This window comes from Actinoallomurus sp. NBC_01490, assembly GCF_036227085.1.
GTDB lineage: Bacteria > Actinomycetota > Actinomycetes > Streptosporangiales > Streptosporangiaceae > Actinoallomurus > Actinoallomurus oryzae.
Genome location: NZ_CP109433.1, coordinates 4,940,231 through 4,961,054, shown reverse-complemented (window position 1 = coordinate 4,961,054; position 20,824 = coordinate 4,940,231). Strand labels below are relative to the sequence as shown.

Below are 20,824 nucleotides of genomic sequence, written 5' to 3'. Positions count from 1 at the left end.
TTTCGGCGTGGCGCTTCAAGCCGATCTTGGAGAATGGGATGGTGTGGTTCAAACGCCGCAAGAAGGAGCTCGGGGCCGATGGGCCGTTAGCCTCTCCCCGCGAGATCCTCGAACCGAGTCGTCCGCAGTTCTGGCTTGACCACGGCTTCGAGAATGGCGATCGGGTCGAGTGCGCCGTGTGCGGCAAGGCTCTTGTGGTCAGGCTTCTCCAATACTCTCCGATTGTGTTGGCCACGCACGATGCCCACGCGACAAGCCCATTGATTTGCGGAGATTGCGGCCGATTGTTCTGCGTGGACTGCGCTACTCGACGCCATCCGAACCGGCCTTCGTGCGATCGGTGTCAGCGGATCGGCGGCGTCACGACCCCGATGGAGAAGTGAGCGTCCGGTCATTTCAGGGTCCGGTGTGCACGTAGGGGGCCCACGTCAGCGGGTCGGTGGGCCACCGCGCACGTAGGGCCGCGACCGCCCGGTGCAGGGCGTGGGCGGCGCCGGGCGCACCGGCGGCGGTGAGCGTGGCATAGACCGTGTCGGCGACGTTCGGCGCCGGGGAATCGTAGATCGACCAGAGCGTGGCAATGACATCGCGGTAACCCAGGAAGTGCATTGCGGCGGCGAGGTGGACGGCTTCGTCCACGGCCTTCAGGCCACCGGTCGCGGTCTGGCAGGCGGAGAGGAAGGCCAGCTGTCGTGCCCCCGTGTCCTGCCGGATCAGGTCGGCGATGTGCAGGTGGCCGTCGGTGAGCCAGAACGCGCTCGTCGTGGGATCGCTGAAGTGCTGGCTGCCATGGCAGGAGAAGTGCACCCAGGCGTGGCGAGGCAGCTCTTCCAGCACCCGCGCGACGGTCGGCTCGCCGTCGCCCGATGCGCGGCCGCGACCATGGTCGGGCGCGGGGGACTGCAGGCGGGTGCTGATCGGATAGCGGGCATGGATCCGGTCCAGTTCGTCCGGGACGAAGGTGAGGTCGCCGGCGCCGGGGGTGGTGGGCATGCCGATGGCCAGCAGCGCGGGTCGCTCGGTCGGCGCGGGCACGTCGCGTGCGCGCAGTAGCGCGGTCAAGGTGGGGGTGTAGGAGGAGATCACCCGGTCGGGCACGGTGTCGGTACCGATCGGGTCACCCGTCCGGTGACGGGGATGATGCCCGGCGGCGTGCAGTGGCAGCAGGGCCAGGCGGCCGGTGGCACTCCACCAGATCCTCGGCGGGGTGGCGCCGGGTGCCGGCGGGCCGGTGCGGCCCAGCCGGGTCAGCACCGGTCCGGCGACGGCGTCCCATAGCCAGGCCAGGATGTCCAGGACCGTGTGCCGGTCGCGTTCACGGTCGAGGAACCCGCGGTTCGAGCCGGTGGCGCGCGCCAGGATGCCCAGCAGCGCGTTGGCCTGCGTCACCGCCTTCCCGCGGGTGAGCTCGGTCAGCTCGACCACCTGCATGCCGGTGTCGGAGAGCAGCAGGGCGTGACAGCCGTAGCGGCTCGTGTTGACGATGGCCACCGGGCCGCGACCGGCCGCGGCGCGTAGCCGCGCGAACGGGATGGGCTGGAGGAAATGCTCGAACCCCTGCACGGCGCGGATTCGGCCGACGAGCTCGTCGAGCTCCCTGGCGAGCCGCATTCGCTCCTCCGCCACGCGGTCCTGCCCCGTACGCGGCCCGTCGACCTGGTCGTCGTCGGCCAGCGGGCTCGGTGCCGTCGGCGCGGTGGGCAGTGGGGCGTCCAGCAGGGTGCGTATCCGCTCGAAGCCGTCGGCCAGGTCGGGCTTCCGCTCGGCGAGGTCGGTCAGGTCGGTACGGAGGTTGAACAGCTGAGCCCACAGCACCGACCGACCGGCTTCGAGAAGCTCCACCGCCTGCTCGGCGCGGCCGGCGCGGATCGCGCACGCCGCGGCGTCCGCGGCCAGACCGCTCCACTCGGCGATGCGTTCCTCCCGGGTGGCCTGCGGAAGGCCGTGCCAGGCGAACTGCGGCAACAGGCGCACCGCGGCGGCGAACCCCTCCGCCGCCGAGTCGACCCGGCCGGCGTCCATCGCGGTGCGTCCCCAGAACCGGGCCGCCCGCATCCGGTCCGCGGGCGGGCCCGACTCGACGTCCACGGCGTCTCTTGCCGCTGTGAGTGCCTGCTCGAGGTCGGCCGGCCGCCCGGTGCGGTCGTACCGGGCCAGCAGCTGATAGCCGAGGGTGAGCAGGCGGATGACACGGTCGGGATGTCCCGCCGGGGTGGCGGTCACCGCGGCGCGAGCGGCGTCGACCGCGTCGTTCAGATCGGTTGACTCGCCCGTTCGCCCGAACCGCGCGTACAGGATGATGCTGAGATTCGCCTGCCGGGAGGCGTAGTCGGGCCGGTCGGGCGGCGTGCCGGCGACCGCCGCGCGGCCGGTGGTCAGGGCCTCGTCCAGGTCTCCCGGCTCGCCCACGCGGTCGTACCGAACGCGCAGCGCGTAGCTGAGCCTGTGCAAGTAGTTGGGGTACAGCGGGTGGTCGGGCGGGGCGGCGGCCAGCGCCTCACGGTCGTTGGCGACGACCTCGTCCAGATCGGCCCGCTCGCCGGTGCGGAAGAAGCGTTCGACCAGCGTGGAACCGAGGTTGAACGTCAACGTGGGCCGGTCGGGATGGTCGGGCGGGGCGGCGGCCACCGCGGCCCGACCGGCGGCGACCGCGTCGTTCAGGTCGACCGGCTGACTGGTGTGCTGGAAGCGCGTGTGCAGCGCGCACGCCAGGTTGCACAGGTACCTCGGATACCTGGAGTGTTCGGCCGAGGTGCCGGCCACCGCCCGCCGGCCGGCGTCGATGGCCTCATCGAGGTCGCCTAGGTGACCGGTGCGCTCGAACCGGGCTTGCAGCGAGACACCGAGGACATCCAGATATCCGGGTTGGTCGGGGTGGGTGGCCGGAGTGGCGTTCACCGCGTTGCGAACAGCGTCGATGGCCTCACTCAGGTCGTCCAGCCGGCCGGTGCGCCTGAACCTCGTCAGCAGTACCGTGCCGAGACCGGCCGAATGCAGGGCGTGGTCAGAGTGGCCGGGTGGCGTCGCCGGCACCGCCCGGCGATGTACGGCGATCGCCTCGTCCAGGTCACCCAGGTCGCCGGTGCGCTCGAACCTGACGGCCAAGGCGGCTCCCAGCTGCACGAGGAATTTCGCGTGTTCCGGGCGGTCCGGGCTGATGGCGTCCAACGCCGCGCGAGCGGCGCCGACGGCTCCATCCACATCGGCCTGCCGGCCGGTGCGGTCGAACCGGACAAGAAGCGCACGGCCGAGGTTGTACTGATGTCCCGGATGGCTCCGGTCATCGGGTGACGTGCCGGCCACCGCCTCCGCGAACGCGCTGATCGCCTCGTCCAGATCGGCCGGGTTCCCGGCGGCGGTGAAGCGTTCCTGCAAGGCGAGGCCGAGCGTGCCCCGGCAGATGAAGTGGTCGGGATGGCCGGGCTCGGCGCCGGCCGCCGCCCTACGACCGATGGCGATGGCCTCGTCGAGATCGTCCCGGCGGCCGGTGTGCTCGAACCGGACACGCAGCGTCGCCGAGAGGTTGGCCAGGTAGCCCGGATAGGCGGGATTTTCCGGGTGACCGCCGGCCAGGGAGTCGCGGGCGTAGGTGACGGCGTCGTCCAGGTCGGCCGGCCGGCCGGTGAGTGTGAAGCGATCGCGGAGCGCGACACCGACCTTGGCGAGAAGCCCGGGGCGCTCCGGCGCGGCCGGTGACGCGATCGCCAGCGCCTTCCGTAACGCGGTGACGACCGCGTCCAGGTCTGCCGGCCGGCCCGCGCGGTCGAACCGCGCCTCGCACGTGCGACCGACGGCGACCAGGCGCACGAAGAGGTCGGGATCATCGGCGGCGGTGGTGTCGGCGGCCTCCGAGAAGGCGGTGACGGCCGCGTCGAGGTCGGCCGGCTCGCCGGTGCGGAAGAAGTGCTCCTCCAGCGCGCTGCCCAGATGGAAGAGACGTCCCGGGCGGTGCGGGTGCCCGGGTGGCGTGGCGGCCAGCGCGTCCCGTGCTTCGGCGATGGCCTGCTCCACGACGGCCGGCGTGCCGTCCCGGTCATCGTCCGGCGCGTCCTCGACGGTGATGTGCCAGTCCGTGACCACCGCGATCCGCCCGTCCGGCTGCTCGGTGACGGCGACCCCGGAGGAGTCCACGCTGTTGCCCGCTCCGCAGCCGGGGCAGCGGACCAGCGTGTCACGCTGATAGCGCAGGCCGTCGTGCCAGAGACGGCCGCACCGGCCGCACTGTACCTGCGCGACGTAGTTGTCGACCGTGCCGCGCGCCGCGCTGGCCAGACCGAAGAAGTTCGTCACCGAACGGATCTGCCCGATGCAGTCGGCCGCGCTGGTGTCGAGTTGCCAGGGCAGCAGGTTCTCCAGGTACAGCCCTTCGATGTCCATCCCCCAGTTTCCGCGCGGGGTCTCGACCACGATGTAGTAGAGCCGCTTGTCGACCTGCTTGGTCATCAGGAACGCCTTCGCGGCCTCCGCGTCGGCGGCGCGATACGTCTCGTAGACGGCGCCGTTCTGGTTGGTCTCGTGGAAGACGAACGTCGGTTGTCCGGTCGCCGCCCCAGGCTCGGGCTCGGGGGTGGGTTTCGACCCACGGTCGGGCTCCGGAGTGGGCTTCCGGCTTCGCTTGAAAAGGCTCATTGCGGTCCCCCGCGCTCGTGAGGCGCCTGCTTCCGATCCAACCGGCGACCGGCCGGACTCGTAGAGTAATGCCGCTTCGTCCGCGAAGGGGCGGATACGGGCGTGACATGTGACTACCATGACGCAGTGCCCGATCTGCTCCTGCCGTTCCTCGGCGTCGTCGCGGTCCTCACCGTCACACCCGGTCCCGACATGTTGCTGGTGATCCGCAACGGGCTCAGCGCGGGAGTGCGCGGCGCCTGGTTCACCGGTCTGGGCTGCTGTCTGGGCATCGCGACCCACGCGACCGCCGCGGTCCTCGGGCTCTCGGCGATCCTGGCCGCCTCGGCGACCGCGTACTCGGCGGTCAAGCTCGCCGGCGCCGCCTATCTCGCCTACCTCGCCGTCCGGCTGCTGATCTCGGCCATCATGTCGGGCGACGCGCCGACGGACGAACTGCCCACGGAGCCGCGCGTACGGCCCACGGGCAGCGTCGGCGCGGCGTTCCGGCAGGGGCTGGTGACGAACCTCCTCAACCCCAAGATCGCGCTGCTCTTCCTCACCCTGCTCCCCCAGTTCGTCGCCGACGGCGAGCCGCGCCTGCGCACCACCGCCACGCTCGCGGTGATCTTCCTTGGCATCGCCGTGCTGTGGTGGCGGACGTTCTCCCTGGCCATCGGCCCGATCTCCCGGCTGCTGAACGGTCGCCGCTCACGCCGGGCGCTCGACGGGGTGGCCGGCTGCGCCCTGCTCGCGATCAGTGCCCGCGTGGCGTTCGAGCACGGCTGACGGACCGCCTCCCGAGCCGCCGCCGCGCCGGTCGACCCGCCGGGGCCTCCGCGCCTGACCCTGAGGTCAGCGATCGGTAAGCGCGCCGTCCTAGTGTTCGAGGACGTAGAGCACGACGACCGGAGGTCTCATGGGCAGCACCCGGACCTGCCGCGGTTCCGTGCGGATCACCTGACCGAGCACGGCAGGTGGCCGACGGGGATCACCGCGTCAATCCCCTCGTCGCATGAGAGGGAGACGCCTCCCTCTCATGCGACCTCGTCATCTCCGCGGGACCGCCCGGGGCTCCCCGGGCGGCCGCTCAGCCGACCAGTTCGTTCCAGCGCGGCACCCGCGGCACGATCAGGAGCCGCATCCCCGCCTCGGCCGGCGTGCGGTCCCGCTTGCGCGTATTGCACGGCCCGCACGCGAGGACGGTGTTCTCCCAGCTCGTCGCGCCACCGCGCGAACGCGGCACTATGTGGTCGACCGTGTCGGCCCGTGCGTCGCAGTAGCCGCAGCGTCCGCCGTCGCGGCGCCGCAGGCCGTGCTTGGTCCACGCCGGGCCCCGGCCGTACCTCCAGCGCATCGCGACGTAGCGGACCAGGCGCAGCACCCGCGGCAGCGGGAAGTGCCCGATGCGCCGGCCCTCCACGGCCTCTTCGACGACCGCGACACCGCGCACCAGCATGCGTACGGCGTGCCGCACGTCGACCTTGTGCAGCGGCTCGTACGAGGCGTTCAGAACCAGTACGTTCACCGGGCTCCTCATTTCACCGCGAAAAACAAACAACGCCGTCTCCCCATTCCGGAAACGGCGTGACAGCGAGGGCGCCTAACGCCCCCGTCGGCGGCCTTCTTCCGGAATTCGCTCGTGCCGGGTCAGTCGCTCCGGCCCGTCCTCGCCGGATTCGCCGGCGAGGACCGGCTTCGAGGTGAGCAGGCATGACCGCCACCGGGGCATGGCCGGCGCGTCGCCCGGGGTGTCCGGCGCGTCGTCGATGTACTGCGACACGGTGCCCTCCTTTCCACCGTCCGGATTCCCGAACAGCATGAATCACCCGCACAAGTACGGGCAACGCCTTTTCCGTAAAAGCGGGTCGCCTAAAAGGCGAACGGCCGGTGCCGTACGGCACCGGCCGTTCATCTCCCGCGCGACGTGCCGGCGGGACCGGGCGCGTCCCCGCTCGGCCGCCCCCGGGAGCGAGATGTCCGGGAGGCGGCTCAGAGTTTCCGTAGCGCGCTCAGCGTGCGCTCACCGCCCGGGTCGCCGCCGGTGACCGGGACCGCCGCCACCTCGTCGACGCCCGCGTCGGCGTAGGCCGCCAGCCGCGAGCGTACGGCGGTGGTGTCGCCCGCCAGCCCGATCGTGCCGGCGAGCTCCAGCGGCAGGGCGGTGAGCAGGTCGCGCGGCGCGGTGCCGGCCCGCGCGAGCTCCACCGCGTCGGAGAACCCGGCCGCGGCGAGGTTGGCGGAGTAGCCGGGGGCGCTCAGGTACGGCACCAGGCCCCAGATCAGCTGGGCGTAGGACTCCGGCGCCGGGTCGACCGCCGCGGGCATCCAGGCGGCCAGCCGCGGTGCCGGGCGGCCCGCCTTCCTGGCCGCGGCCTCCAGCTTCTCCTTCAGCTCCGCGGCCTGCTGCGGCGTGACGAGGTTGACCACCATCCGGTCGGCGTGCGCGGCGGCGGTCGCGATCGCACGGTCGCCGAGCGCCGCGACCGTGAGCGGGCCCTCCGGCGGGCTCAGGCGGAGCCGGAAGCCGTTCTCGCCGTTCGTCCGCCCGCCGCCCAGCAGCGTGGCCACCGCCCGTACGCTCTCCTCCAGCGCACCGGCGGCGCCGTCGCGCGAGCGGCCGTGCCAGTCTTCCACGAGGGTGGGGTTGGAGGTGCCCAGCGCCACGCCGACCCGCCGCCGGGTGAGAGCGGTCACCGACGCCGCGCCCATCGCGATCATGGCCGGGTCCCGTACGGCCACCGGCACCGGGCCGACGGTCAGCGCGATCGTGTCGGTGGCCAGGCCGACCGCCGTCGCCAGCGCGAAGGCGTCCCAGGTGCCCGTCTCACCGATCCAGAGTTCACCGAACCCCAGCCGGTCGGCGAGCACGGCGGTGTGCAGCGCCTCCTCCGGGGGACGATCGAGCCACATTCCGACAACGGCGCTGATGTCCATGCGCCCATCGAAGCAGAAGCGGGGCGGAGGTCGCGCCGGATGTAAGATGCGTCTGGTTCGTACCGGTTTGCCGCAACCCGCCGGTTTTGATGGCATCGCGGGTACCGCCGCTCATCGCCGCGTTTAGAGTGGTCGGCGTGGCTGAAGAGGTGTGGAAGGTAGAACCGTCAGGTCCGCTGCGTGGCGACATCCACGTGCGGGGCTCGAAGAACGCCGTCACGAAGCACATGGTCGCGGCCATGCTGGGTGAGGGCGAGAGCACGATCCGCAACGCGCCGGAGGTCGGTGACGTCGAGATCACCGGGGCGATGCTCCAGGCGCTCGGGCACGCCGTCACGCGTGAGGGGTCGCAGATCCGGATCGCGCCGGGCCCGGTGGCCGAGCCCCGGGTGCCGGAGGCCTTCACCGGTCTCAACCGCATCCCGATCCTGATGGTGGGGCCGCTGCTGCACCTGACCGGCGAGGCGTTCGTGCCGCTCGTGGGCGGCGACCCGATCGGCCGGCGACCGGTCGACTTCCACGTCGAGGCGCTGCGGGCCATGGGCGCCGAGGTCGAGGTCGGCGAGACCGGCATCGCCGCACGCGCCTCCCGGCTGCACGGCGCCCGCATCGACCTGCCCTACCCCAGCGTCGGCGCCACCGAGACCGTGCTGATGTCGGCCGTGCTCGCCGAGGGCAAGACGGTGCTGCGCGGCGCCGCCATGGAGCCCGAGGTCGTGGAGCTGGCGCTGTTCCTGCAGCGCATGGGCGCCCAGATCGAGCTCAGCCCGGACCGCCGCATCGTCATCGAGGGCGTGCGCAGGCTCAAGGGCGCCTCGACGCGCCTCGCCGGCGACCGGCTCGAGGCGTTCTCCTACCTGGTGGCAGGCCTGATCACCGGCGGCGAGGTCCGTGTGCACGGCTGCTCGCAGGACCGCCTGGTCACCGCCATCACCACGCTCGCCCGGATGGGCGCCCGCTTCGAGATCACCGACGAGTGGATCACCGCGTCGGCCCCCGAAGGCCTGCGTCCGGCGGCGGTCCACACCGACACGCACCCGGGGTACATGACCGACTGGCAGCAGCCGCTGATGGTGCTGTTCACCCAGGCGGAGGGCATGTCGGTGCTGCACGAGACGGTGTTCGAGAACCGCCTGGTGTACGTCCCGGCGCTGAAGAAGATGGGCTGCGAGATCGAGGTCTTCAACGCCTGCCTCGGCGGCCCGGCCTGCCGGTTCCACGACAGCAACTCGGTGCACTCCGCCGTGGTCCGCGGCGTCTCCAAGCTGCGAGGCGCGGACGTGACGATGCCGGACGTCCGCGCCGGCTTCTCCGCGGTCCTGGCCGCCGCGGCGGCCGACGGCCCGTCCACCCTGCGCGGGGTCCACCACATCGAACGCGGCTACCACCACCCCGCCGAACAGTTCGCCTCTCTGGGTCTGACGCTCACCCGCGAGAAGGCCTGACCGGCCCGCGCCAGGCCGCACCAGGCGATACCCCCCGGACGACCGACGGCACGCGGAACGCCTGGAGCCCCCGCCCACGAGGGCTCCAGGCGGTCTCTCAGGGGCGGGTGCGGCGGCCTCCCAGCCGGACCCCCGGTAGCCACCGCGCCGCACGCCGGAGCGGGCTCTTCGGCGACGCCTTGGCGGGGTGCACGCGGACGCTGAGGTTGCCGTTGACCGTCCGGTACGGCTCGAGCCGCCCGCGGGCGGGCACGTGCTCGGCGTACCCGCGCAGGCGCCGTTCGTACGTCCAGCCGCCCCCGTCGATCCGCGCGACGAGGTCCCACACGTCGTCCGGCAGCCACGGCAGCGCTCGCGTGTCGATGACGGCCTCGCCGGCCATGGCGCCGTCGCTCAGGCGCTCGGCGCTGATCGTGAGCGGCAGGTCGGAGCCGTCGCTCCGCCGGCGGAAGTACAGGTCGAGCCGCCACGGGAGGTCGCCGAGCGTGAACGCCTCCGGGCTCGCGCCGACCGGCACCGGAGGGTGCCACCGGCCGTCGGAGAACGCCAGCGGTCCGCCGTCGGCGTAGACGAAACGCGCCGTGAAGCGCACGGCGAGCCGGTCGCCGCGCCAGCGCACGGCGTCCAGCACGGCCTCGAGCCGCATGTCGCGTTCGGCCGCCACGAGGGCGAAGAGCTCGTCGTGGCGGTCGGCGCGCAGCAGCTCCGAGCGTACGCGGAAGCGGGTGGGGAGCCACTCGTCGACGCCGGCGCCGAACCGCTCGCCGGTCAGCCGCAGCGCCTCGTCGTAGTACGCCCGGCGGTAGTCGGCCGGGGCGTCCAGGAAGCCGTTCTCGCCGAACCGCTTGAGGAGCTTCCCCCGGTACCAGTGCGTGTAGTAACGGTCGCGTACGGGCCCGGGCGGCACGTGCTCGTCGACGATGTCGAGCACCTCGCGCAGCATCGCGTGGTAGTGCGCCGGGTCGGGCAGGGCGCGGGAGTAGCTGCCGGGGCGCTTCACCCAGTGGCAGCAGGGGTAGTCGCCGACCACCGAGATCGTGCCGGCGCGGAAGTAGGCCCGCAGCACGAAACGGTGGTCCTCCAGCCGCACCGGCCCCTCGGGGAACCGGATCCGGTGCCGGACCAGGAACGCGCGGCGGAACAGCTTGTGCGGGGTGAGGATGCCCAGGAGGTTGTCCTCGAGGATGTCGGCGCGGTCGCGGTCGACCCGGAACATCAGCCGGGGCACGCGACGGCCGTGACCGACCATCTTGCCGATGACGATGTCGGCGTCGTTCCGCAGCGCCATGGCGTGCATGCGTTCCAGCGCCTCTTCCCCGAGCCAGTCGTCGTCGTCGAGGAAGTAGACGTACTCGCCGCGGGCGGCGTCGATGCCGGCGTTGCGCGGGCCGCCGGGCCCGCCGCTGGGCGGCAGGTGGATGACCCGGACCCGGTCGTGCTCGTCGGCGAGTACGTCGAGGCGCTTCTCGGTGCCGTCGTCCGACCCGTCGTCGACGAAGATCACCTCGTAGTCGTCCATCGTCTGCGCCAGCACCGACTCGGCGCAGCGGGACAGATCCTCACCCGTGTTGTAGACCGGGATGATGACGCTGACCTTCACCGGGTCAGCTCCAGCGCCGCCTGGACGGCCGGGGCGAGCCGGTGACGCTCGTCGGGGCCGACGAACATCCACTCGTCGACCTCGCCCGTCGCGGTGAACTCACCGTGGTACGCGGCGGTGTAGCAGGCCATCCGTACACGCGTGCCCGGCGGCTGGTCGTGCGCCGGCGCCTCGACGACGCCGATGCCGCGGAAGCTGTCGCGGTCGAGGTGGACGCCGAGCTCCTCGCGGACCTCGCGGGACAGCGCGGTCCAGTCGTCCTCACCGGGTTCGCGCTTGCCTCCGGGGAGATAGAGCCGGTCACGCGCCCGTGCCCGTACGGCCAGGAGCCGCCCGTCGGAGACATGCACCCAGCCAACAACGTCAAGCACAAGATCCATCCTGCCAGTGGTTCCATCTCGGGCACCGCCCGGTACGGGCGGCGCGGTGAACTCGGTCGATGCGGGGTGAACTCGGGTCAGTGCAGTGCGCTGCCCTTCAGCCAGTCGGCCCAGGAGAGCTGCCAGTAGCCGTAGCCGTTGGTCGGCTCCAGTTCGCGGTCCGTGCCGCTGACCTTGACGATGTCGCCGCGGCGGGACAGGTCGTAGAACCACTTGGCGAACGCGGGCGGGGCGTTCACGCATCCGTGGCTGACGTTCTCTTGCCCCTGCGATCCGACCGACCAGGGCGCGGAGTGGACGTACTCGCCGCTCGAGGAGATCTGCACGGCCTGGTAGACGGTGAGGCTGTAGTAGTTCGGGTCGCTCTTGTCCGTGACGCCCTCCCAGCCGGACGTCATGGTGACCGGGCTCTGCTTGCCCATGACCGCGTGGATGCCGTTCGTCGTCGTGTACTTGCGCAGGCCGCCCTTGCCCGCGCTGATCGGCGTGGTCTTCACCGTCCTGCCGTTCACCTGGACGGTCATGCGGTGGGTCTTGACGTTCACGTCGCTGATGTGGGAGTCGCCGATCGTGAAGGACCGGGTGTAGTCCTTCGTGCCGTAGGTGTCCTTGGCGCCGCGTACGCCGGCCATGTCGGCGGTCAGGCGCACGGTCTGGTGCGGCTGCCAGTACTCCTTGGTGCGGTAGACGGCCTCCTGGCGGCCGAACCAGCGCCACGCGCCTTCGGCCGGCCTGTCGGAGGTGACCCGGAGCGCCCGCTCGACGTCGGCCTGGTTGTAGATGGGCCGGCTGAACTTGACGATGAGCGGCATGCCGACGCCGATCTTCTCGTTCGGCATCGGGGTGATGTCGGCGATGGAGAACGTCTGTTTCGGGGTGAGCGTCTGGAACGCGCTGGTCGCCCTGGTGGTCTTCCCGCCGCCTCTGGCCGTCGCCGTGACGGTGTACCGGGTGGCGGGCTGGAGGGTACGGCTCGACTTCCACTGCCGGTGTGCCGCGTCGAAGGTGCCCGTGATCCGCGTTGCGCCGCCCTGGACGGCGACGTCGCCCAGCCGGCCGGTGGAGGCCGTGACGACGATCGGGAGGTCGGGACGGCTGCCGGACGCGCCGTTCGCCGGGGTGATGGAGACCTTCGCGGCCTGCTCGTGGCCGCCGACGAGACCGCACCCCGCGGTCACCAGGACCACGGCCACGCCCGTCATCATGCCTTTGAGCACCACAGAAACCCTCATATCCTCTGGATTCGCCCGTAATCGTATGAGGCTCAAGTAAAACCGCCTCATATCCAAAGACGCTCGTGGGCTTCGTTTTGTTCGATCTTTAAGCGCTACGAAGCGGCGGCCGTGACGCCGCGCACACAACGCTTGAACCCCCAGAGGGAGATGACGACGGCGGTCGCGCCGAGGAACGCCACGGCGGGCGTGCGGATCCACAGGTAGGCGACGATCGAGTGCCGGAACAGCAGCCAGGCGCTCAGTGCGGTGTTGAGGGTGAAGACCAGCGACCACAGCAGCGACACGCGCAGGAAGAAGCGGTGGACGCGCCGGTGGGCGAGGAAGGCGGCGGGCAGGGGCACCAGGTCGTTCGCGACCTTGGCGGCGAGCGGGCGCCGCAGCGGCACCGAGGCCAGGAACGCCATCGCCACGAGCAGGGTGCCGAGCGTGGGCTGGAGGAAGTAGACGACGGCGCTGCCGGTCAGGGCGGCCATCGCGGCCCGCGCGGTCACGCCGAGCGCCGCGAGCAGCAGCGTGCCGGGGACGGGACGGCGCCGGACCAGCCGCAGGAGAATGCCGCCGTAGACCCAGGCGACCGCGGTGATCAGCGCGCCACCCAGGCCGAGCAGCACGAGACCGGCGTAGAACACGACCACCGGCGCGATCATCCCTTCGAAGACCCGGGGCAGCGCGTGCAGCGCGAGACGAGGCAGGCGCGGGATCTCGAACCGGTGGGATGCTTCCATGAGCGGTGGACGGCTTCCTGGACGATCGACGGAGGCAGGGCGGCCGCAACCACGCTACGCGAAGATCTCCGTGTTAATCCCCGAATGCCCGCATGTGAACCTCTAAGCGTGCTTTACCAGGTGTTTTTGTCAGATAATCGTCAACTCGCCCGTACAGGTGCGTGCGGTTACGCTGCGTCGACATGACGATCGACCACGAGGGCCGGGTCCGTGCGCTGCTGGACCGCGCCGAGCATCCGGAGACCCCGGAGGCGGAGGCGCAGGCGTGCGCGGCCAAGGCCGCCGAGCTGATGATGCGGCACGCCATCGACGAGGCGGCGCTGCGAGCCCGGCGGGGCGAGGGCCCGGAGCAGGTCGTCTACTGGGAGCACGTCGTGGGCGGCGGCGACGGTCACGCCCGCGCCCGTGCGGCGGGGCTCACCGCGGTCGTCCGGGCGTACGGCGGCGCGTGCGCGCTGCGCGGCGACGGCGCCTACCGGCGGGACATCGCGCTGCTCGTGGTCGCCACCGAGTCGGCCCGCGACGCTCTGACGCTGCTGCTGCCGTCGCTGACCCTCCAGATGGACGGGGCGGGCACACGCGCCGCCGACGCGCACATGAGCGCCTATCCGGAGGAGCTGTTCCGTCGCAAGGCCGACCGCACGCGCTGGCGCAACGGCTATCTCAAGGCGTTCCTGGTGGGGTACGGCGACCGGGTGGCCGAACGCATCGAGGCGGCCCGGGGCCGGCTGCGCGAGGAGGACCCGGCCGCCACCGGGTCGGCGGCGCTCGTGCTGGCCCGCGACGACGAGCGCGTACGCGCGGAGTTCACGGCCCGGTTCCCGGCCCTCGGCCCGGCCCGGCGGCAGCGCGTGCGCGGCGACGGCTTCAGCGCCGGCCGCGACGCAGGCCGCTTCGCCGACCTCGGTTCGGGCGTCGGGGGCACCCGTCCCGCCCTGGGGCCGCCCCGACCGCCGCGCTGAGCGATCGCCCGGAGCCCCCGGTCGTCGCTCGCGGGGCCGCCGGGGCCGGTGTGATCTGGGACCTTTGGCCCTGCCCCGCCCGGGCGACCAGGGGCGAGTCTCTAGGTAGGAGGCGAATCGTTCCGGAGGAGTCATGAACACCATCGACCGCTGGTCGGTCGACATCTACCTGGATGAAACGGACGGCGAGACGCACGCCGAGGCGCGGCTGGCCACACGGGAGGCCGACAGCATACGGGGGCGCGGCAAGGCGCGGTGCAACCCGGCCGACTGGGACGTTCCCGAGATCGGCGCCGAGCTCGCCGCCGCACGTGCCCTGTCCGACCTGGCGCACCGGCTGCTCGACGCGGCGGCGGCCGACATCGAGGCCGTCACCCACGAGCACGTCACGCTCGCCGACCGGTAGGACGGGCACGGCCGGACGGCGAACCGCGGCCGCGCCGTACGCGATCGGGCCGGCGACGGCCGAGGGGACACCGGCCGGGTCGTCGCCGCGCTCCGGCGGCGGCCCGACCGGCCCACGCCTGACAGAGGTACGGGAAGCAGCCGGCGGACGGCGCGAGACGCCGCAGGCGGCACGGATGAGGCCGCGGCGGCACGGGCGCCGCCGCGGGCGGCAGTGAGCGGCGAGGGGGCATACCGTGGGCATATCGGCGCGGGACATACGGCAGGTGCTCATCGAGCGGGGCGATCCCGGCTACGAGAAGGCACGGGCGAGCATGGCGGCGAACGAATGCGCGTCCTCGCGCCGCCCCGACGTGATCGTCCAGGCCGCCTGCGTCGAGGAGGTGCGCGAGGCCGTCGCACTCGCCCGCGCCCACCGCATGAAGGTCGCCGTACGGGCCGGCGAGCACGGCTGGGGCGGCGCGCCCCTGCGGGACGGCGGCATGCTGATCGACCTGTCCCGCCTGCGGGCATGCAGCGTCGAGAACGGCGCGGCGACCGTACAGCCCGGGGTGAGCTGCCAGGACCTCACGCGTGCCCTCGCGGAGCGCGATCACGCCTTTCCCGTGGCACACCGCGGCTCGGTCGCGCTGAGCGGGTTCGTGCTGGGCGGGGGCATCGGGTGGAACTCCCGTGCCTGGGGCCCGGCGTGCGCGAGCGTGGAGGCGATCGAGGCCGTCACGGCGACCGGCGAGATCGTCCGTTGCAGCGATCATGAGAATCCCGGCCTGCTCTGGGCGGCGCGCGGTGGCGGGCCCGGGTTCTTCGCCGCGGTGACCTCCTTCCGTCTCCGCCTGCGGCACCTGCCGCCGGCGATCATGACGACCCGGTACGTCTTCCCTCTCGCCGACATCGAGGACGTCGCGTACTGGACCGATGAGATCACGGCGGCGGTGCCGGCGAACGTCGAGCTCAGCGTGGCCCTCACCACGGCCGACGGCGGCGAGGGCGGCCAGGGCGGCCCGCCGCCCAAGGTCGTCGTCGTCACCGCGACGGTCTTCTCCTGCGCCTGGAACGACGCGATCCGGTGCCTGGAACCGCTGCGCGAGTGCCCGTTCGCCGGGCGGGCGCTGATCCGGCAGGTGGATCAGCCGACGCCGTTCGCGGTGCTGTTCACCGGCGCGGACGCCCTGTGGCCGTGCGGGCGCCGTACCGCCGCGGACTCCCTGTGGCTGAACGGCGGCTTCAGCGGCGTGCTGCCCGGCATCGCCCGTCATGTGGAGTACGCACCGTCGCCGGAGTCGATCGTCGTGGCGGAACCGGCCCCCGGCGGTCCGGCGTACGCGCCCGTGCCGGAGATGGCGTTCTCGCCGCTGGGGCGGATCCGCCTGAGCTGCTACGCGACGTGGGAGGACCGGTCGGCCGACGGAGCCAACCTCGCCTGGCTGCGCGAGCTGGCCGCCACCGCCGAGCCCCAGGCCGCCGGCCGCTATGTCGCGGAGACGGACCTGTCCGCCGAACCGCAGCGCGCCCGGCGCTCCTTCACTCCGTCCGCCTGGGAACGCTTCCAGGATCTGCGGGCGCGCTACGACCCGGACGGCGTCTTCGAGACTTATCCACAGCGCTGAATCAGGGTGGACATGGGTTTCGCCGGAGACCAAAGATGGTGCTCAGTGAGCGACCATCCCTGAGGCGGCGACGCCACGGGGCGACTTCGGAGGAGGCCCGTTGGCGGAGGAGATCTGTTTCCTGAGCGCGCGGGAGCTGGCCCGCCGCGTCCGCGACCGTGAGCTGTCCGCCCGCGAGGTGACCGAGGCGCACCTCGCGCGGATCGAGGCGGTCAACCCCCGGGTCAACGCGATCGTCACCCTCACCGCCGACCGCGCCCTGCGGGAGGCCGACGAGGCCGACGCACTCCTCGCCGGCGGCGCCGAGCCGCCGCCCCTGCTCGGCCTCCCGGTCGCGCACAAGGACACGCACGAGACCGCCGGCGTCCGCACCACGTCCGGCTCTCCCCTGCTGGCCGACAACGTCCCGAAGCGCGACGAGCTCGTCATCGAGCGCATGCGCGCGGCCGGCACGATCATGCTCGGCAAGACCAACGTCCCGGAGTTCGCCGCCGGATCGCACACCTTCAACCCCCTGTTCGGGACGACCCTCAACCCCTATGACCTCTCACGGTCGGCGGGCGGCAGCAGCGGAGGGGCGGCGGCCGCGCTCGCCGCCGGGCTGCAACCGTTGGCCGAGGGCAGCGACATGGGCGGCTCGCTGCGCAACCCGGCCTCGTTCTGCAACGTCGTCGGGCTGCGCCCGTCGCCGGGCCGGGTGCCGAGCTGGCCGGATCACGCGGCCTGGGCGACGATGAGCGTCCAGGGGCCGATGGCGCGCGACGTCGCCGACGTCGCCCTGCTGCTGTCCGTGCTCGCCGGCCCCGACCCTCGCTCGCCGATCGCGCTGGAGACGCCGGGCTCGGCGTTCGCGGTGCCGCTCGAACGCGACCTGAACGGCCTCCGCGTGGCGTGGGCGCCCCGCCTCGACGGCTCCATGTCGTTCGCGCCCGAGGTGATCACCGCACTGGAGGGCACCGCCAAGGTCTTCACCGAGCTGGGCTGCGTCGTCGAGGAGGCCTGTCCCAACCTGAACGGGGCCGAGGAGGTCTTCCGGGTGCTGCGGGCATGGCAGTTCGAGCTCGGGCTCGGCAGCCTCATGGACCACCACCGCGACCGGCTGAAGCCGTCCGTCGTGGCCAACATCGAGGAGGGCCGCCGCCTGACCGGCCCCGACGTCGGCCGCGCCGAGGTCCTGCACACACGGCTCTACCACAGTGTCCGGCGGTTCTTCGAGAGCTACGACCTGCTCCTGGCCCCGGTCAGCCAGGTCGCCGCCTTCGACGCCGGCCTGGAGTACCCGACGGAGATCGCCGGCGAGCCGATGAGCTCCTACCTCGACTGGATGCGCTCGGCCTACCTCGTCTCCGCGACCGGCTGCCCGGCGCTGTCGGTCCCCGGCGGCTTCACCGGCGGCGGGCTCCCCGTCGGCCTCCAGATCATCGGCCCCCACCGCGCCGACCTCACCGTCCTCCAGGCCGCCCACGCCTTCGAGCAGGCCACCGCTTACGGCAAGCGCCGCCCGCCCCTGTGACCCCCGGCACCGCCCGTCCGGGACCCGGTCTCGGCGGAATCGGAAGGTCGCCGCGTCCATGGGCACGCGCCGGTTCGCGGGAGGTCGGACCGACCGGCGGATGGATCGCCTGAGGCGGCGGGTGGTGGCCGGGCGGCCCTGCGGTGGAGTTCGGTCGCGCGTCCGATGAGCGTGCGGAGCGTGATCGGTACTGCGGTGAGGTGGAGGTAGAGGTCCCTCTTCGGCACCGTCCCCGCCTGTGAGCGACGTCCAGTCCCCTCATGTGCCGCGCACCGGCGCGGCGCCGATGGTTCGCATCGATTCCGTGGCTCCGCGTTCGCCGCTCGCCGCACTACTCGGTGATACTGTATAGCGGTACTCGGCACTACGCAGTACCGGAAGGATCGAAGAGGAGACCCCGCGGTGGACGACCTGACGGAGATGCTGAAGGGCACGCTCGAGGGCTGCGTGCTGGAAATCATCGGCAGCGAGGAGACCTACGGGTACGCCATCACACGCCGGCTGAACGAACTCGGCTTCGCCGACGTCATTGAGGGGACCGTCTACACCATCTTGCTGCGGCTGGAGAAGAACGGCCTCGTTCGGGTGACGAAACGACCATCCGAGAAGGGCCCGCCGCGCAAGTTCTATGCGCTCAACGACGCGGGGCGCGAAGAGCTCGAGAGGTTCTGGGGGAAATGGGAGTACCTCTCATCACGAATCGACAGGCTCAAGGAGGGCGGGAGATGAACTTCTGGGAGACCGTTACCGGCAGCGACCTCACCAGGGAGTGGAAGGCGTTCGAAGCCCGGGCCGAGGCCTTGCCGGCCGACCACCGGGCGGCGTGGGAACAGATCAAGGTTCACCTCTCCCCCTACTCGGGCTTCACGGGTCGCAACCTGATGCCGATCCTCGACGGCGCCCTGGGGCTGCTCGAAGAAACGGCGGCGGAGGGGCAGAGCCTTCACGAGGTGCTGGGCGACGACATCAAGGGCTTCTGCGCGGCACTGGCCGGCGGAGAAGGGGCCCGGAGCCATCGCGACCGGTGGCGCGAGCAGCTGAACCGGAACGTCGCGAGGAAACTGAGCCGGCTGGGAGGCTGACGTGGGCATCCAGGACATCATCGAGGGCAAGAAGCAGTGGCGAGCGCACGTGGCGCGGGTCAAGGCGCTTCCGCCGGATTATCAGATCGTCTACAAGGAGATGCAGAAGTACTTCTTCAAGGTCGGGCCGATCGGCCTGTCCGACGGGACCCTACTCTCAGAAATCGTCGATTTCTTCGAGGAGGGCGTCGCGGCCGGCAAGGGAGTCCTGGCACTCATCGGCAACGACGTCGCCGCCTTCTGCGACGACCTGATCAAGGACTCGCGCACCTACGCGGACATCTATCAAGAGTCCCTCAGCGGGAAACCCGGCGGGCGATCCCGGCGGTGAAGCGCGGCGAACCGATCCCAGAGGGGTTCGAGCAGGCCGGATCGCGGCGCCGGCACGGCCGTCCTTCGTGATCACTGAACGTAGAGAACTCCACGATCACGTGGACCCGTGCCCGCACCGCACCCACCCCGCCCGGCCACTCGGCGACCGCCGCCTGCCGCCGGTCGGCCTAGAGCCCGCGCGGCCAGGCTCCGCCTGAACGCCGCGCAGTAGCGCAGTCCCTATCCGCGCGGGCTCTTAGTCGCAGGGACGCGTGGCGTCCCCCAACCAGCGCGTCAGGGCGGCTTCCAGGCCGGCAGGGTCGCCGGCGCCGTCGGTCGCCCACGCTACGAAGCCGTCGGGACGTACCAGCAGGCCGCTCACCCCTGCGCCGTCCGAACCGGCCCGGACCAGTTTCAGCCGCCCGGCGTACGGCTTGGCCAGGGCTGCCAGCCGGTCGTTCCCGGCGAGATCGACGAGCAGGGCCCGGCCCTCATGGGTGTGGTCGGAAAGGCGTGTGCCGTCGTCCAGCCGGAGGTCGGGCATTGTCGCGCCGACCAGCGGATGGCCGTTCCCCAGGTCGTAGCGCTGCCATAGCCCCGAGATCCGCTTCACGTAGTAGGTCGCCCCGTCCCGGGTGCCGAGGAGGTCGGAGACCACGGCCCTGAGCGCACGGGTGTCGGCGTCGCCGCGCATCAGGGCCACCTGCGCACGTGTCCAGTCGAGCACCCAGGCGCCGATCGGGTGCCGTTCGCCGGTGTAGGTGTCGAGCAGGCCCTCGGGCGCCCACCCTCGCACGGTGGCGGCGAGCTTCCAGCCCAGATTGACGGCGTCGCCGAGCCCCAGGTTCAGGCCCTGGCCGCTGAAGGGCGAGTGCACGTGGGCGGCGTCCCCGCACAGGAGCACGCGACCGCGCCGATAGTTCGTCACCTGCCGCGCGTTGTCCGTGTAGCGCCCGGCGGTGATGACCTCGGTGACGCGGACGTCGACGCCACTGACGCGCCGCAGGCTGGCCTCGATCTCGGCCGCGGTGACCGGTGCCTTCCGGTCCGCCGGGGGACCGTCGAACTCGACGGTCCGCACACGACCGGGCATCGGCCCGTACACGTAGACGCCGGTGGGAGTGTGCTGCCAGCCTCGCTCCAGGAGCTCCGCCCCCTCCACGGTGCCCACCGCCTGGCGGCCCGTGATCTGGGGGTCCGTGCCGGGGAACTCGAAGCCCGCCAGGCGCCGGACCAGACTGCGGCCTCCGTCGCAACCGACGAGCCACGCCGCGCGCACGTCGCCTCCGTCGTCCAGGTGAACGGTGACGCCGGCCTCATCCTCGTCGAATCCGCACACCTCGGCTCCGCGCCGGACCTCGACGCCGAGCTCGGCAGCGCGCCGGCCGAGGATCCGCTCCACCTCGACCTGCGGGATCATGAGATACCAGCCGGGCCGGCCACGGTCGCGCAGGCCGGGGCCCTCCTCGTCGACCGGGTCCGCCGGCACCTGGATCCCACCGAAGTGCCCGACGGAAGCCGGCCGCCTTGATCCGGCGGCCTTGGGCGCGTCGGGGAACAGCCGCCGGAGCACCGCCTCCACCGCGGGGAGCAAGCCGCGCCGTTCGAAGGCCTCCGCGGAGGCGGTGTTGATCGCTCCCGCCTTGACGGTGGTGTCGGGCTCCTCCCGCCGTTCGACAACGAGGACCCGGGCCCCCGCCAGCCGCAGTTCGGTCGCGAGCATCAGCCCGACCGGCCCGGCGCCTGCCACGAGCACGTCGTAGTCCCTGCGGCCGGTGTCGGTGGTCGGCGCGGTCTTCGTCGACATCTGGTCTTCTTCTCTCTGCTGGAGCCGGCCCTCCTCAGCAGGCCGAGCCCTCGGTGATGCGGCCGGCATCACCCGGGCCCGAAGTCAGGGGGCCGAGTTGATCGCTTCTCGGTGGGCTTGGTGGTCGCCGAGCGCGGCGGCCCATGAACGAAGCAGGAAAGGGGAAACGAACACTATTCTATATTTCCCGAACAGTGATCGTGTCA

General features: G+C 71.9%; 18 protein-coding genes. 9 read left to right on the top strand and 9 right to left on the bottom strand.

The window, feature by feature from the left end; all coding sequences use genetic code 11:
• Positions 1-396: 396 nt before the first annotated feature.
• Complete coding sequence (locus OG417_RS23445) at positions 397-4,629, bottom strand: CHAT domain-containing protein (RefSeq protein ID WP_329259913.1); 4,233 nt, start codon at positions 4,627-4,629, stop codon at positions 397-399.
• 126 nt (positions 4,630-4,755) lie between these two features.
• Between OG417_RS23445 and OG417_RS23440 the strand changes: the two genes are divergently transcribed.
• On the top strand, positions 4,756-5,397 hold the full coding sequence (locus OG417_RS23440; protein WP_329259911.1) for a LysE family translocator: 642 nt from the start codon (positions 4,756-4,758) through the stop codon (positions 5,395-5,397).
• A gap of 301 nt (positions 5,398-5,698) precedes the next feature.
• On the opposite strand, the gene OG417_RS23435 is transcribed toward OG417_RS23440, so the two are convergent.
• The 3 genes from OG417_RS23435 to OG417_RS23425 form a co-directional block, all read right to left on the bottom strand.
• Positions 5,699-6,136, bottom strand: a complete 438-nt coding sequence (locus tag OG417_RS23435; protein WP_329259908.1) for an HNH endonuclease — start codon at positions 6,134-6,136, stop codon at positions 5,699-5,701.
• A gap of 75 nt (positions 6,137-6,211) precedes the next feature.
• Positions 6,212-6,391: a hypothetical protein gene (locus OG417_RS23430; protein ID WP_329259905.1), complete on the bottom strand. Its 180-nt coding sequence runs from the start codon at positions 6,389-6,391 to the stop codon at positions 6,212-6,214.
• Between the two features lie 209 nt (positions 6,392-6,600).
• Positions 6,601-7,545 carry an LLM class F420-dependent oxidoreductase gene (locus OG417_RS23425; protein ID WP_329259902.1) on the bottom strand — a complete coding sequence of 315 codons (945 nt, stop codon included), beginning with the start codon at positions 7,543-7,545 and terminating at the stop codon, positions 6,601-6,603.
• A gap of 137 nt (positions 7,546-7,682) precedes the next feature.
• Here OG417_RS23425 and murA point away from each other — a divergent pair, with 137 nt between their 5' ends.
• Positions 7,683-8,990, top strand: coding sequence for a UDP-N-acetylglucosamine 1-carboxyvinyltransferase (gene murA, locus OG417_RS23420; protein ID WP_329259899.1), 1,308 nt, complete (start codon positions 7,683-7,685; stop codon positions 8,988-8,990).
• A 97-nt stretch (positions 8,991-9,087) separates the two neighbouring features.
• Here the strand turns inward: murA and OG417_RS23415 are convergent, their stop codons facing one another.
• The 4 genes from OG417_RS23415 to OG417_RS23400 form a co-directional block, all read right to left on the bottom strand.
• On the bottom strand, positions 9,088-10,590 hold the full coding sequence (locus OG417_RS23415; RefSeq protein ID WP_329259896.1) for a glycosyltransferase family 2 protein: 1,503 nt from the start codon (positions 10,588-10,590) through the stop codon (positions 9,088-9,090).
• Positions 10,587-10,961 carry an NUDIX hydrolase gene (locus OG417_RS23410; protein ID WP_442875718.1) on the bottom strand — a complete coding sequence of 125 codons (375 nt, stop codon included), beginning with the start codon at positions 10,959-10,961 and terminating at the stop codon, positions 10,587-10,589. The genes OG417_RS23415 and OG417_RS23410 overlap by 4 nt, the downstream gene beginning before the upstream one ends.
• An 86-nt stretch (positions 10,962-11,047) precedes the next feature.
• Complete coding sequence (locus tag OG417_RS23405) at positions 11,048-12,202, bottom strand: L,D-transpeptidase (RefSeq protein ID WP_329259891.1); 1,155 nt, start codon at positions 12,200-12,202, stop codon at positions 11,048-11,050.
• A gap of 95 nt (positions 12,203-12,297) precedes the next feature.
• Entirely contained in the window at positions 12,298-12,930 is a 633-nt protein-coding gene (locus tag OG417_RS23400; protein WP_329259888.1) for a VC0807 family protein, read from the bottom strand.
• 182 nt (positions 12,931-13,112) lie between these two features.
• Between OG417_RS23400 and OG417_RS23395 the strand changes: the two genes are divergently transcribed.
• The 7 genes from OG417_RS23395 (at position 13,113) to OG417_RS23365 (ending at position 18,830) form a co-directional block, all read left to right on the top strand.
• Positions 13,113-13,892 (top strand): DUF2786 domain-containing protein, encoded by a 780-nt coding sequence (locus tag OG417_RS23395; protein WP_329259885.1) that lies wholly within the window; start codon positions 13,113-13,115, stop codon positions 13,890-13,892.
• Between the two features lie 133 nt (positions 13,893-14,025).
• Complete coding sequence (locus tag OG417_RS23390; protein ID WP_329259882.1) at positions 14,026-14,298, top strand: DUF1876 domain-containing protein; 273 nt, start codon at positions 14,026-14,028, stop codon at positions 14,296-14,298.
• Between the two features lie 235 nt (positions 14,299-14,533).
• The gene (locus OG417_RS23385; protein ID WP_329259879.1) at positions 14,534-15,904 is read left to right on the top strand and encodes an FAD-binding oxidoreductase; all 1,371 of its coding nucleotides are present in this window, start codon (positions 14,534-14,536) and stop codon (positions 15,902-15,904) included.
• 100 nt (positions 15,905-16,004) lie between these two features.
• Positions 16,005-17,417: an amidase gene (locus OG417_RS23380; protein WP_329259876.1), complete on the top strand. Its 1,413-nt coding sequence runs from the start codon at positions 16,005-16,007 to the stop codon at positions 17,415-17,417.
• Positions 17,418-17,819: 402 nt separating this feature from the next.
• Complete coding sequence (locus OG417_RS23375) at positions 17,820-18,146, top strand: PadR family transcriptional regulator (RefSeq protein WP_329259873.1); 327 nt, start codon at positions 17,820-17,822, stop codon at positions 18,144-18,146.
• Entirely contained in the window at positions 18,143-18,499 is a 357-nt protein-coding gene (locus OG417_RS23370; RefSeq protein WP_329259870.1) for a DUF1048 domain-containing protein, read from the top strand. The genes OG417_RS23375 and OG417_RS23370 overlap by 4 nt, the downstream gene beginning before the upstream one ends.
• 1 nt (position 18,500) lies before the next feature.
• Positions 18,501-18,830, top strand: coding sequence for a DUF1048 domain-containing protein (locus OG417_RS23365; RefSeq protein WP_329259867.1), 330 nt, complete (start codon positions 18,501-18,503; stop codon positions 18,828-18,830).
• A 237-nt stretch (positions 18,831-19,067) separates the two neighbouring features.
• Here OG417_RS23365 and OG417_RS23360 read toward each other — a convergent pair whose 3' ends face one another.
• Entirely contained in the window at positions 19,068-20,618 is a 1,551-nt protein-coding gene (locus OG417_RS23360) for an FAD-dependent monooxygenase (RefSeq protein WP_329259864.1), read from the bottom strand.
• Positions 20,619-20,824: the final 206 nt, after the last annotated feature.

Coding starts and splice junctions, on each gene's coding strand:
- OG417_RS23445 (WP_329259913.1), bottom strand. CDS start 4,629: ATGAGCCTTTTCAAGCGAAGCCGGAAGCCCACTCCGGAGCCCGACCGT.
- OG417_RS23425 (WP_329259902.1), bottom strand. CDS start 7,545: ATGGACATCAGCGCCGTTGTCGGAATGTGGCTCGATCGTCCCCCGGAG.
- OG417_RS23405 (WP_329259891.1), bottom strand. CDS start 12,202: ATGAGGGTTTCTGTGGTGCTCAAAGGCATGATGACGGGCGTGGCCGTG.
- OG417_RS23400 (WP_329259888.1), bottom strand. CDS start 12,930: ATGGAAGCATCCCACCGGTTCGAGATCCCGCGCCTGCCTCGTCTCGCG.
- OG417_RS23395 (WP_329259885.1), top strand. CDS start 13,113: ATGACGATCGACCACGAGGGCCGGGTCCGTGCGCTGCTGGACCGCGCC.
- OG417_RS23390 (WP_329259882.1), top strand. CDS start 14,026: ATGAACACCATCGACCGCTGGTCGGTCGACATCTACCTGGATGAAACG.
- OG417_RS23370 (WP_329259870.1), top strand. CDS start 18,143: ATGAACTTCTGGGAGACCGTTACCGGCAGCGACCTCACCAGGGAGTGG.
- OG417_RS23360 (WP_329259864.1), bottom strand. CDS start 20,618: ATGTCGACGAAGACCGCGCCGACCACCGACACCGGCCGCAGGGACTAC.